The following is a 12,178-nucleotide window of genomic DNA, read 5'->3' as shown; positions in this document are numbered from 1 at the left end:
CCAATGGCCGCAATTGGCGCAAGCAAAGGGACTCAGCGGCATGCAGGGTGCTCCGCGGCGGCATAGGCGCGGGCCAGCAGCCGCATGGTGTGCAGGTCGCGCTCCAGGGAGAATGCATCGGCCGCGCCCTCATCGCGCAGCCAGGCTGCGAAAGCCGCCATCTGCCGCGCAAAGGGCGATGCGTTGGCATCCGGCACCGGCACCGGGCAGCGCAGGCCAAGCCGGCCATCAATGAGGTGGACAGTGCCGCCCGGTGTCTGCCCCATGGTGCGCTCGGCGAGCAGCTGGCCAGTTGTGCCGAGCACCTCGAGTTGCCGGCGCGGCAAGCCCTCCGGACAGTTGTAGGCAACATGCAGCTGCGCCAGCACGCCGGACTCGGTGCGGCCGATCAGCATAGCGCCGTCATCTACCGCATAGGCTTGCGCACGGCGTTGGGTGAGCGCGGCGATTTCGGTAAGTGGCTCGCCCAGCAGGTATTCCACCAGGTCGAGCCCATGTGGCGCCAGATCCATCAACGCGCCACCGCCGGCCCGGGCCGGATCGGCGCGCCAATTGTCATGGGTCCAACCGGCATCGACCCAACAGGCATAAGCGATGCGGACCGCTGTGACGGTGCCGATGGCACCGCCCGCGATGGCGGCGCGCATCGCCTCATGGGCAGGATGGTGACGCTGGTCGAAGGCTGTGCCGTAGCGGATACCGGCGCGACGCACCGTCCGTGCGAGAGCCTCGGCATCGGCAAGCGTCGCCGCCATCGGCTTCTCGCAAAGCACCGCCTTGCCGGCAGCGGCAGCGGCTTCCACCGCGGCGCGGTGCAAGTGGTTCGGCGTCGCCACATAGACCGCCTGCACGGCCGGATCGGTCAGCAGCGTGGAAGCATCGGCATAGGCTCGCGCACCGAGTCTCGTTGCTCTCTCGCGGGCTGCGGCATTTGGATCGGCGACCGCGACCAGATGCCCACCCGCTTGCCGCAGGCCCGGCAAGGCGTAGTCGCGCGCGACCCAGCCGAAACCGATGACGCCCCATCCCAGGGCGGCGGATGCAGCCAAGCCGGGCAATGGGGAAACGTTGTCCAACATGCTCACCAGCTCTCCGGCAGGTCCACCAGTTCACGACACCGCGCCGCCTCGACGGTGGTCGAGTCGAGAATCGAGCGGTCTGGAGCCGTACTGCTGGCTGGGTAGGTCATGCGTGGCCCGTATTCGCGGCCGTAGCGTTCGGAGGGCCAGGCGATGTTCCCATCCGCAGCGTAAAGCGGATTGCGCCGTAACCGTGCCCCAGCCTGAGGCAGCGCTAGCAGGCCGGTCACCGCCTGCGCCGGACGAAGCCCGGGTCCCTCGACGGCGGCGAAAGCCTCTGCCTGGCGCAGCGCCGCGGCGGACGCAGCAGACGGTGCGCGACTCTCCGCCAAAGCGCGAGTCAGTTCGGCATCATCATAGAGCAGCGCCTCGGGGAACATCGCCGCGAGCACATCGGCCGAGATGGCAGCACCGGCCGAGAAGTTGTCCCATTCGCTGTTGTGAACATGGCCAATGGCCAACAGCCCAAGCCGCGGCTCGCGCAACCCGCGCAGCCACGCCAGGATCTGCGGCTTGGGCTCCAGGAAATAGAAAGCATCGTGGCAGACGACGAGCTCGAATCGCTCGTCGAACGGCCAGGGCTGGGCCGCATCCAGGCAGAGCAGCCGGGCCTCAGGCACCCCGACCCCGGCTGCCTGCGGTAGGACCCAATGCCGAGCGACCCAGAGCTTAGCAAAGACCACGTCGGTGCCGGTCACGGCGACGCCATGGCGCGACAGCTCGCGCAAATGGTGGCCAATACCGCAGGCCAGCTCGAAGGCCCGTTGCGGTGCGGTCCAGTGCGCCTCAACCAGGGCCAGGCCGGCGAGGAAGGTCGGGTCGGACCAGCGATGCGCAAAGTAGTCGGCGACCGGCCCCCAGGCTAGCAGCCGCATTGCATCGCGCAGGCTGAGTGCGGCAGCATTCCGCACCAACTCGCGCAACGCGGCAGGCGCAGCCGGCGGGCCGCACCACCAGTCATCCTGGTCCGCCAGCAGCAGCACCAACGCGCCCTCGCGGTCGCCGGCATCGAGCCGCGCGAGGGCAGCATCCGCCAGTTCTCGGCGGCCAAAGCGCAGATAGGGAATGCCATCCGGCGCCGGCCAACGCCCACCGGCCGCATCGCGGACCGAATACGAAGTGTCGGCGACAAGGGCCGGCGTCACGCCGACAGCCCCATCCGCGCCAAGACCGCGTCCTGAAACGGCTTTACCGGCCCGGCATGAACCAGTTCCATCTCGCGCAAAACGAATTCCATGCGGGTACCGGAGGCGCGCAGGTGATGCTCGACCTGCAGCACGCGGTCGAGCGTGTCGGCGGCGTGGAAGGCGCGGCCCTCCGGCGTCGCGGCATCGGGCAGGATCCGGCAGGCCGCCGCCACGGCGGCCCGCGGCGCCGGGGCCAACTCCGCCAGCGCGATGTCGGTCGCTCGCACCATGGCCGGCTGCAGCCATTCCCCAAGCAGGACCTCGCCGGCAAAGCCGGCATCCGGCAGCAGGGCATTGTGCAGATGATGCGCCAGCGCTGCCAGGAACACGGTCTCGGCGTGGGCGCCCCATGCTGGCGCCAAGAGGACTCCGTAGGCCGCGACCAGCATGCAATGTTCGGCGTGGTTCTCTGGTGGTTCCAGCACCAGACGGCCGCGTCCCGGGCTGGTCGCGCCCGCCCGTGGTTGCGCCGCCAGGCGCGCGACGAAGCTGGGCGTCATCCCCGTGTCCACAGCGGCCGCCAGCGGGCCGCTGAGCCATTGCCGCATTGAGGCATCAAGCGGCGCCGCCGCCATGGCGACCGCCGTGTCGCCGATGCGCCCGACCTCGGCGACGGGAATGCCAGCCTCCCGCAATACCGCGGCGTCGAGATCGCCAAGTTGCGTTGCGGCGAGACAGGTGCGCAGGCTGCGTCGCGCCACATCGGCGACCGCAGCGCCAGCCGCGACATCGGCCCAGGCCGTTGCGAAGATCCGCGCGGCCAGGGATCCTTCCCGGCCTGCGGAGCGGATGCGCTTCAGGTCGCCCAGCATCCGCAGCAGCGGCAACAGGTCTGGCGGCGCGCGCCCTCCCGACTCGACAGGCATGGCCACGCTCATTCGGCGGCAGCGCTCCCGAGCCAGTCTTCCAGCATGCGTTCTTGGACATGAAAAGCATGCTGGGGCGCCTTGTTCCTCGCGGTCATCGGCGCCTTGAAGAAGACCGAAAGCTGCTCCTGCGGGCCGCTCTCGCCACGCTGCCGTGCAAGGTCTAGGACGCGGGCGATCTCCAGCACCAGCGGCGCCGCGAGCACGCTGTCCTTGCAGAGGAAATTCACCTTGATCTGCATTCGGTGGCCGAGGAAGCCGCTGATGTCGATGTTGTCCCAGGCTTCCTTGTCGTCGCCGCGCGGGCGGTAGTAGCGAATGTCGACGATGTGGTCCTCGACCGGGTAGCCCAGGATGGAGTCGAGCACGCGTCCCTTGGTACCGAGCTTGGACTTCAAGCTGTCGGGATCCTCCAACGCCTGACCGTCGCGGTTGCCGAGGATATTGGTTGAGAACCATCCATCCACGTGCAGCGAGCGGGCACGGAGCATCGGCGCCAGCGCGGTCTTCATCAGGGTTTGCCCGGTCTTGCCGTCCTTGCCGGCAACCGGCACGCCGCGACGTAGCGCCATCTCGGTCAGCGCGGGCGCATCCGCCGCGACCGAAGGCGTGAAATTGCCATAGGGCACTCCGGCCTCGATCGCCGCAGCGGCATAGAGCATCGCAGGACCGATATCGGCGTCGTCGCGGTCGAGTGCCCTGCCGAAGGCTTCGGCGCTGCGCAGCGATGGGCCGTCAGCTGGGGTGCGCTCGGTGGAGGCCAAGTTGATCATAACGACGTCGTCGAGCCTGTTGTCCGCTTTGAAGCGCGCAAGGTCCTCGATGATGACGCCGATTGCGGCGCGATGCCCGCCCGCCGCGCGCGTATTGGCGCCCTCGATGCGACGGCAGAAGGCGCTGCTAGCGACCGCGGCCCAGGGCTTGACGGCGGATAGTGCGTCAGAAGTTGCAGCGAGCTGGTTGTCGTTCAGGACATGATGTTCGGATGCAGCGTCAGCCAGGCTCTGGCCGTTCATGTCCCAACCGCCAAACACCAGGTCTTCGTAGCCGACGAGGCCCGCGACGGCGATGTGGGAGAGGGGCAAACCGTCCATCTTGTTCATGCCGCGGCGGAGCAATTCTACCCCGGCGACGGCTGTCGTCGCCACCGCACCACCCAAGCCGACGATTGCCACGCCGACCCTACGCCGTTCCAATACTTGCGACATTCCTCACCTGCACTTCGTGTAGTCCCGCAACTTGGCTCGGCATTGGAAAGCGCTAGATGAAAACCCGATCACGTAAGCAGGAGGAAATGCTGCTGACTCGAGGTGAAAAATGACGACATCATGTATCTCAAGGCGGATCATTGACGAGACGATGTCGTATTGTTTTATTCGAAACAGTTGTACTGATTTTCTTATCTATGGCTCTGCAACCAATATGTGCATGCGGAAGGTAGCTGCTGTGCAGGCCAAAAAGATGCAAGCCCCGCCCAGGGCAATTTGCCAGGACGCCAGGACCGCACCAACGGGCCCGGAGGCCGCCGAACCAAGGATGCCACCCGTATTGAGCGCCGCCATGAAGAGTGCAAATTGTGTCGCCGCACCGACGCCGCGGCTGCGGCGCATGACGGTGGGTGCGAGCGCGACGAAGACCAGGGCCGGCACGATGCTCGACAAGGTCATCGCGGTCGCGCTTCTCCAGGCGACATGCGGCGTCAGGACCATCAGCCCAGCGACGAGATAGGCCAGGGCACAGGCACCAAGCAGCAACCGCAGCATGGTATGGTGGCCGATGCGGTCCGACCAATGCCCGATCGAAAGCGCGCCGACCGTTCCACCGACCAGGGTCAGCCCACCCTGCAGCCGCGACAGCGATGCTGCATCCCAGCCGCCGTCCTGAATCATCCCTACGCCGAGATGCACGCCGAAGGTGGCGGTTGCGAATTCCTCGGCGACGCACAACGCGAGTAGCGCAATCGTGCCGCGCTGCCGCATCTGCTGGAACATCTGGCCGACCAGCGAACCGTAGGTGGTGCGGGAGGCCCGCATGGGATCTGCCAGCGGATGGCAGCGCAGCGAAAGAAGCACGTCAGTTCCGGTCTCCCGCACCAGCAGGGCCACCAAGCCTGCGGCCGCCCCGAACAGCATCAGCAGCGTCGATGCGACGGCCAAGCCGTACCCGGGCAGCACCCAGGAGAACAGCAGAGCCCCCAGGGCCGTGCCGGTGACAAAGCCGGTGCGGGTGAGCGCAGTCGCCTGGCCGAAGCGTTTGAGCGGCACGCAGTCGATGATCATCGCATCGACTGCGGCGTCGAGCAAAGAGGCGAAGCCGCTATGAACCAGTAGAACTAGTCCAAACCAGGGAAGTGCCGAGGGCCCAGATCCAGCAAACCCTAGGCCGCCCAGCGAGGCCACGGCCCCGGCCAAAGCCAGCAGGACCCAGGACCGGCGGCCCCCCATGTGGGATCGGCCATGGCCATCCACCAGCGGCCCCCAGAGTGGCTGCAAGATCCAGGGGAGCCCGATCATTGCGATATAGCCGCCAATCGCTGCAGGCGTTGCACCCATCTCGGCAAAATAGTTGGGCAGAACGGTCAGTCCGAAGCCGGCGATTAAGCCCTGATAGCCATAGATCAGCAGGATGACGAGGCTACGCCAGCCTGGGTCGCGGAAGGTCGGAGGGCACCCAAAAGGCATCAGCGCGGCGGGAAAATTGGATGGCCGGCCAGGCGCTCCGGGAGTGGCCAGCGCCGCGCTGTCATGCTCATCCTGCCCCGCCGCCTGCTTCGATGCATCCCATCAACCCCTGCGCCATTGGTCGTCGGCACTCAGTTGAGGGCAGGCGAGCACAGACCCTGCCACCAAGTCAGGGCCTTCGCGTGCGCCAACTGCTTCGACAACACGGACGCGGCAGTTCCGTTGCAACGCGGGGCTGGGCCGCGCAGATGTCCATGTGCGTAAAGGTGACGCCCGGCCCGAGCCGGACCGCCAAACGGCTGTTCAGCCTCCAGCACTATTGGGCAAGCTGAAATCAAGAGGTGGCCTGAATTCGCGTCGGCAATGCGGGTATCGGATGGGCGCGACAGGGCCTGCAAATAGCCGCGCCATGAAAGACCAGCGCCTGGCAGCTCGCGCGCTTGCCGAGTTGGCCGCAGTATTGCCGCGCCACGCCGACCGAAAGCGTGCGCTTCCTCGGCAGCGCCGTGTCGTCGATCAGCAGCGCCGCCGGCGGCCTGCTCACCAGTCTGCCGGCTCGCTCGGCCAGTTCCCGCCATAGCGGCCCATCGTCCCAGGCCGAGTTGGCTATGAAGGCCGCAGCTGATCGTGCCCCGACAGACCCAGGCCGGCTGCCATCCGCTGCAGGCTCTTGCGCTCGCTTGGGTCAAGCAGCCCATGCAAATACAGGGGTGCCCGGAGCCGACGCTTCCTGTGCCCGAGCGCGGCAGGGAAAGGCTCCAACCACACATCCAGATCCTGCATGGCCCGACCCATGGCCGCTTCCTGAAAGCCCAGCCCCTTCAGCCCAGTTCAGAGGCAAGGCAGATCAGCTCAGAAGGTGCCCAGGTAATGCTAGGTATCCATTGCCGATGGGGACGCGAGGCGGGCGCACCGGATGGGCACGCTTGGTGGCTTATGCCGTGACTGAGGGGGCAGGCCAGCCATGCGAGTTCTCCGAGCCCGGGCGATTGTGCAGCCACCAGGACCAATCCTGCGGCAGGATCGAAAACGGGTCGTCGTGCGCCAATTCCCGTGCGGCCCACACCGGCCAATGGGGATTGGCCAGGGCGGGACGGCCCAGGAACACCAGGTCGATCAGTTCGTCGCGGATCACCCGGTCAGCGATCATGGGCGTTCCCAGGTTCCAGCTGACCGCGACCGGAATGCCGCATTCGCGCCGGACGCGGTTGCCCCGTTCCACCATGAAGGCGGCCTGTGAGAAGGGCGGCTCGCGCAGGTCGTCGGTGTTCATCCCGAGGCTGAGATCGGCCAGGTCCAGTCCGTGCCGCTTCAGCTCGCCGACCGCCCAGACGGCATCGTCGAACTGCACCCCATCTGGATGCAGGTCGTCGGAGCCGAGGCGCATGGTCAGCGGCAGCCGTTCCGGCCAGACGGCACGCACCGCGTCCAGCGCCTCGCGATGGAACCGCAGCCGCTTCTCCAGGCTGCCGCCATAGGCATCCGTCCGCTGGTTGGCGAGCGGCGAAAAGAAGCTCGCGCCGAGGTAGCCATGGGCGAAATGCATCTCCAGCCATTCGAAGCCGGCCGCCAGGGCGCGCCGCGCCGCCTCGGCATAGGCGCGGTGCAGCGCGTGGATCTCGGCGACGCTCAGCGCCTGCACCGGGTAGGTATAGCGGCCGCCATAGGTAATGGCGGAGGGCCCGCGGACCTGCCAGCCATCCGGGTGGTCCGGGGCGATCTGCCGCTTGCCCTCCCAGGGCTTCTGCTCGCTTCCCTTGCGCCCGGTATGCCCAAGCTGGATGGCGGGGATGGCCCCCATCTCCTTCACCAGGGCGCAGAGACGCGCCAGGCCTTCGATCTGGCTGTCGTCCCAGAGGCCGGCGCAGCAGGTGCCGGTGCGGCCATCGGGAGTGATGGCGATCTGCTCGGGGAAGACCAGGCCGAAGCCGCCGGCGGCGCGCGAGCCCAGAAGCATGAGGTGGTAGTCGTTCACTTTGCCATCCACAGACCGGTACATCGTCATGGGCGACATGGCGATGCGGTTGCGGAGGGTGACGCCCTTGAGGGTAAAGGGGCTGAACAGGTCGGGCATGGGGGCCTGCCGATTGAGGGTCTGGGAGACCCGGATGATGACGGACCTCGCCGGCCCTGGCGAGCGGCCCGATGCGGCAGCCGTGGGCTTGAATGATGAGGTGACGACGGAGCAGTCTCGCCGCAACGACACCAAGGGGCCAGGCAGGTCCGGCCATGCTCACCTGCCGGCATGGCGGCGCGACTGCCGTTGCCGCATACGTCACCCCCTTGCGTCGCCAATGTCGTCGACATCCGAACGCCTTCTACGTCGCCGTAGGCAACCCCTTCCGCGATGTTGCGGACCTCATCGCTCGGGCCCCCGCCGCGCCGGGCACCATCTCCTGCGGCACGACCGGCATCGGGTCCGGACGACCACCTGTTCCTCCTCGCCTTCGAATCCACCGCCCAGGTCCCACAGCTGGGATATTTGGCCTTCAACGGCAATGCCGTGCTGTCCCCGCAACTGCTCGGCAGGCATCCCGACCTCGCCGCAGTGAATATCAGCGGCACCATCGCGCTGAAGCGCGAGGGCAAGGTACCCGCCCTGGCGATGTTGGCGGCCGCGCGCGGCCCGAGCGCGCCGGAGGTGCCGACCCTGGGCGAGCTCGGCCTCGCGGTGACCGGCGCCGCCCCCGTGGCTTCCCAGGGCCGCCCGGCCTGCCGGGGCCGATCATCGCGCGGCTTACTTCGGGGCAGACCCAATCAGCCGCTCCCGACCTTAACCGCTTCAGGGGGCAGAGCGGCGATCCCAAGTGCTGCGCGTGCCATCCAGTGCGGCAGGCTGCTCCGTCCAATCGATCGGGAACGGCTCACGTCGCTGCGGCAGACTACCCGCCCGTTCAGGATCGCCTCCACCAAACCCGGCGCCAGCAGCGTCAGCCGCAACAGGCTGCTCAGGTATCCTCACTGGAACCACTCCGCTTCCGCGAGTTGTACGACAGCATCTCGTCTTCGGCGAAGCCGGTGAAGGACACGACGCATTGGCTCGCGACGCCGACGGCCAGTGGCGCCGACGAGGTTGCATGCATGTCCTGATCGGACAACACTTGTGGTCAGCGCCCCAATCGACGGAGGAAACGACACCATGCGCCCCAACCGCCTGCGCCAGAAGCTGAACGCTGGGGAACCCACGATCGGCACGCACATCCTGTCCAGCTGGCCGACGCTCGTGGAGCTGATCGGCGACGCCGAGAATTACGACTATATCGAGTTCACCGCCGAGTACGCGCCATTCACCATGCATGATCTCGACAATCTCGGCCGTGCGTTTGAGTTGAAGAACCTCGCCGGCATGATCAAGGTTGAGCAGAAGCAGTATGCGCATCAGGCGATGCGGGCGATCGGATCGGGCTTCCAGAGCGTGCTGTTCGCCGATATCCGGACGGTGGCCGACGCCGAGTTGTGCGTCGCCGCGGTGCGCGCCGAAACCCCAGGCACCGGCGGGCGGCTCGGTGTCGGCATGCGACGCGATGTGGGCACTGTGCTGGAGGGCGGCTCGCCAGCCTATGTCGACGCGCTGAATGAGGTGGTGATCGCCATCATGGTCGAGAAGCGTGAGTGCGTGGAGGACCTGGAGGCAATCCTGTCGATCCCGGGCATTGATATGGTCCAGTTCGGTTCATCCGACTATTCGATGAGCCTGGGACTGACCGGGCAGCGATTGCACCCTGACGTGGTGAAGGCGGAGCGCAAGACGATCGAGACGGCGCTGAGGATGGGCAAGCACCCGCGCGTGGAGTTGGCGGATATCTCGGGCGCGAAGCCGTACCTGGAGATGGGGGTGAAGCACTTCTGCATAGGGTGGGATGTGCGGATCCTGTACAACTGGTGGCGCACGAACGGGGCCGGTATGCGGGCGATGCTGACGGGTGAAGCGACGGCGGCCCAGGCGCCGCAGCCAGCAAAGACCGGAACCTATTGAGGCATTTCACGCAAGATGCCATCGCCGGTAACCTGAACGCGGCGGCCTGAAGCTGGATCAGGCATGGCGGTTGAAGCGCCTCGAACGCGAGAATGCGCAGCTGCGCCTGGCGCTGGCGGAACCGACGCTCGACAAAAAGAATCCTGCAGGGAAATGCGAATAGACCTTCTACGGACAGGGGCACTGTGCAGAATGCACTCGCCGGGAACGGCCGACCCCGAAGGTTCCGTCGGAGCATCACGGGGAGGACAGTATGGTGGACAGCGACGGGCTGCGGGGGCTGGAACTGCGCTCCCGAATCAGCAAGGACGGCGTGCTCGAACTCTCCCTGCATGAGGCGGCGGTGCCGGAACCGGCAGCCGACGAGATCATCGTTCGGATCGAGGCGACACCGATCAATCCGTCGGACATCGGTGTTCTGTTCGGTCCAGCCTCGCTCGATACAGCCGAGTTCGCCGGGACGGCAGCACAGCCTGTTGTGCGCGCGCAGGTGCCAGCAGCGGCGCTGCCGGCCGTCGCCGCACGGCTAGACGCCTCGCTTCCCGTGGGTAATGAGGGGGCGGGCACCGTGGTGCGGGCAGGTGCCGATGTCCTTGATCTGCTCGGCCAACGAGTCGCGGTGTTCGGCGGGGCGATGTGGGCGCAATACCGCTGCGCAAAGGCGACCGAATGCCTGGTGCTGCCCGCGGGGACAACCCCGCGCGACGGCGCCTCCTGGTATGTCAATCCCATGACGGCGCTGGGCTTCGTGGAGACCATGCGCCAGGAAGGCCATACCGCTCTGGTGCACACCGCCGCGGCCTCCAACCTCGGCCAGATGCTGAATCGCATCTGCCGTACCGACGGCATTGGCCTAGTGAACATCGTACGCAGCTCGCAACAGGCGGCGCTGCTGCTGGGCCAAAACGCCCGCCATGTCGTGGATAGCAGTGCCTCGGACTTCACAGAGGCGCTGACCGCGGCACTCGCAGAGACCGGTGCCACCCTGGGCTTCGACGCTGTGGGCGGCGGGCCGCTGGCCGGGCAGATCCTGGCTGCCATGGAGGCCGCAGCACGGCAGGCCGCCAGCGGCTATCACCACTACGGCTCGGACCGGCACAAGCAGGTTTACCTGTATGGCCGACTGAACACCGGACCCGTCACCTTCGAGCGTGCGCCGATCGGCTTTGCGTGGGGACTGGGCGGCTGGCTGCTGATGCCCGCGCTGAAGAAGTTGGGGACGGTAACGGAGGCACGGCTGCGCGCCCGTGTCGCCGCCGAGCTGACCACCACCTTCGCCAGCCACTACACCGCGGAAATCTCCCTTGCCGAGGCGCTTCGGCCGGAAATCGTGCGAGCCTATTGTCGGCGCGCCACGGGGGAGAAGTACCTAATCTTGCCACAGCATGGGCTGGGCTGAAGCTCACTCTCTCACGGCTGGGCGGCTGGCACCTGCCAGCGGGGGCAGCGCCTCTCTCAGGCTGCCCTTCGCCCGGCCACGCCGATCTTCCGGCGCTGTTGGCCACCAGAAAACCGACATTCCGCATTCGCAGGCGCCTCGCGCTGCGTCACCTATTCCATGGGGATCACATGTCGATCAAGGTGAAGCTGGATGGCGCGGTGCTGCGTGTCGCGCCGGTACCGACGAGGCCCTGCTGACGATCAAGCCGATGGACTTCCGCTGTGGTGCGCGCGCCTTGGTTGCGCTGGCGGCCGCCGAGCTGGGTACCGACCCATTTTCGGGCGACTGTTGGTGTTCCGCTTAAAGCGCCCACAACGATTTCCATTCGGCATATCGAAAAGTGGAGGTGCGGATCGAGTATCCGTGGCATCCGCTGAATGGGCGTCAGTTGCCCATCGTTCAGCGGGTCACGAAGGATGGGCTCGATCTGTACTGGCGGGAGGAGCAGCCGGGGCGGAGCCGCGTCGTGCCGACCTGGATGTGCGATGGGGCGGCCCGCATCGGGATGGCCGAGCTCGGCCCGCCCTGCGTGGCGGTCGACGCCCTGGGGCGCCTGGCTGCGCTCCTCAAGGTGACGGCAGAAGGACAGCGCAGCCTCGCATCGTCGCGGTCCATTCCCGTGGAGGAGGCCACCGACGCCGAGTCGTCCACCATCAAAAACTCAGCTATCGCTCGATCACGATCCGAGGCTGCGGCCCCCATCCGTGCCGGTTCCGGCGGAGGCGGTGCCGGCCCTGGCCGACCCGCTGCTGGCAGCCCTGGGTCGGACGTCGGAGACGCAAGGAGGCGGGGATGAGCAGCAAGGTAACCGCTGACCACTTGAACCGCCCCGGGTATGTCGGAGGCCCCAGCGGTTGAGAGGATGGGGCAATGACCAAGAAGAGGTCGAACCGATATTCGCCTGAAGTCTGGCGGCGTGCGGTGCGGATGGTGCTGGACCATGGGGGG

The 12,178-nt window shown here is 66.9% G+C and carries 9 protein-coding genes and 1 pseudogene; 2 read left to right on the top strand and 8 right to left on the bottom strand.

Annotated elements, in window-relative coordinates:
* Positions 1–32: 32 nt before the first annotated feature.
* From ACFQS7_RS28065 to ACFQS7_RS28035, 7 genes and pseudogenes are all read right to left on the bottom strand, one after another.
* A complete protein-coding gene (locus tag ACFQS7_RS28065; protein WP_380070461.1) occupies positions 33–1,079 on the bottom strand; it encodes a Gfo/Idh/MocA family protein in 1,047 nt (348 codons plus the stop codon).
* A 2-nt stretch (positions 1,080–1,081) separates the two neighbouring features.
* Positions 1,082–2,224: a class I SAM-dependent methyltransferase gene (locus ACFQS7_RS28060; protein WP_380070460.1), complete on the bottom strand. Its 1,143-nt coding sequence runs from the start codon at positions 2,222–2,224 to the stop codon at positions 1,082–1,084.
* The gene (locus ACFQS7_RS28055) at positions 2,221–3,144 is read right to left on the bottom strand and encodes a hypothetical protein (protein WP_380070459.1); all 924 of its coding nucleotides are present in this window, start codon (positions 3,142–3,144) and stop codon (positions 2,221–2,223) included. Before ACFQS7_RS28055 ends, ACFQS7_RS28060 begins: the two co-directional genes overlap by 4 nt.
* Positions 3,141–4,235 carry an inositol-3-phosphate synthase gene (locus ACFQS7_RS28050; protein ID WP_380070458.1) on the bottom strand — a complete coding sequence of 365 codons (1,095 nt, stop codon included), beginning with the start codon at positions 4,233–4,235 and terminating at the stop codon, positions 3,141–3,143. The genes ACFQS7_RS28055 and ACFQS7_RS28050 overlap by 4 nt, the downstream gene beginning before the upstream one ends.
* Before the next feature lie 300 nt (positions 4,236–4,535).
* Complete coding sequence (locus tag ACFQS7_RS28045) at positions 4,536–5,813, bottom strand: MFS transporter (protein WP_380070457.1); 1,278 nt, start codon at positions 5,811–5,813, stop codon at positions 4,536–4,538.
* Positions 5,814–6,228: 415 nt separating this feature from the next.
* Positions 6,229–6,608, bottom strand: a pseudogene (locus tag ACFQS7_RS28040) (transposase); the annotation flags it as partial.
* 139 nt (positions 6,609–6,747) lie between these two features.
* Complete coding sequence (locus ACFQS7_RS28035) at positions 6,748–7,887, bottom strand: NADH:flavin oxidoreductase/NADH oxidase (RefSeq protein WP_380070456.1); 1,140 nt, start codon at positions 7,885–7,887, stop codon at positions 6,748–6,750.
* Positions 7,888–8,952: 1,065 nt separating this feature from the next.
* Here ACFQS7_RS28035 and ACFQS7_RS28030 point away from each other — a divergent pair.
* Positions 8,953–9,789, top strand: a complete 837-nt coding sequence (locus tag ACFQS7_RS28030) for an HpcH/HpaI aldolase/citrate lyase family protein (RefSeq protein WP_380070455.1) — start codon at positions 8,953–8,955, stop codon at positions 9,787–9,789.
* A gap of 253 nt (positions 9,790–10,042) precedes the next feature.
* On the top strand, positions 10,043–11,188 hold the full coding sequence (locus ACFQS7_RS28025) for a zinc-binding dehydrogenase (RefSeq protein WP_380070454.1): 1,146 nt from the start codon (positions 10,043–10,045) through the stop codon (positions 11,186–11,188).
* Between the two features lie 166 nt (positions 11,189–11,354).
* Here the strand turns inward: ACFQS7_RS28025 and ACFQS7_RS28020 are convergent, their stop codons facing one another.
* Positions 11,355–11,555 carry a hypothetical protein gene (locus ACFQS7_RS28020; RefSeq protein ID WP_380070453.1) on the bottom strand — a complete coding sequence of 67 codons (201 nt, stop codon included), beginning with the start codon at positions 11,553–11,555 and terminating at the stop codon, positions 11,355–11,357.
* Positions 11,556–12,178: the final 623 nt, after the last annotated feature.

Source organism: Dankookia sp. GCM10030260, assembly GCF_042666655.1.
Classification (GTDB): Bacteria; Pseudomonadota; Alphaproteobacteria; order Acetobacterales; family Acetobacteraceae; genus Paracraurococcus.
The sequence above is the reverse complement of the archived record's forward strand: the minus strand, read 5'-3'. Positions and strand labels throughout refer to the sequence as shown.

What these genes read in the sequence shown, in the direction of transcription:
- ACFQS7_RS28020 (WP_380070453.1), bottom strand. Translation starts at nt 11,555, where the DNA reads ATGGAAATCGTTGTGGGCGCTTTAAGCGGAACACCAACAGTCGCCCGA.
- ACFQS7_RS28045 (WP_380070457.1), bottom strand. Translation starts at nt 5,813, where the DNA reads ATGCCTTTTGGGTGCCCTCCGACCTTCCGCGACCCAGGCTGGCGTAGC.
- ACFQS7_RS28030 (WP_380070455.1), top strand. Translation starts at nt 8,953, where the DNA reads ATGCGCCCCAACCGCCTGCGCCAGAAGCTGAACGCTGGGGAACCCACG.
- ACFQS7_RS28050 (WP_380070458.1), bottom strand. Translation starts at nt 4,235, where the DNA reads ATGAACAAGATGGACGGTTTGCCCCTCTCCCACATCGCCGTCGCGGGC.
- ACFQS7_RS28035 (WP_380070456.1), bottom strand. Translation starts at nt 7,887, where the DNA reads ATGCCCGACCTGTTCAGCCCCTTTACCCTCAAGGGCGTCACCCTCCGC.
- ACFQS7_RS28025 (WP_380070454.1), top strand. Translation starts at nt 10,043, where the DNA reads ATGGTGGACAGCGACGGGCTGCGGGGGCTGGAACTGCGCTCCCGAATC.
- ACFQS7_RS28065 (WP_380070461.1), bottom strand. Translation starts at nt 1,079, where the DNA reads ATGTTGGACAACGTTTCCCCATTGCCCGGCTTGGCTGCATCCGCCGCC.
- ACFQS7_RS28055 (WP_380070459.1), bottom strand. Translation starts at nt 3,144, where the DNA reads ATGAGCGTGGCCATGCCTGTCGAGTCGGGAGGGCGCGCGCCGCCAGAC.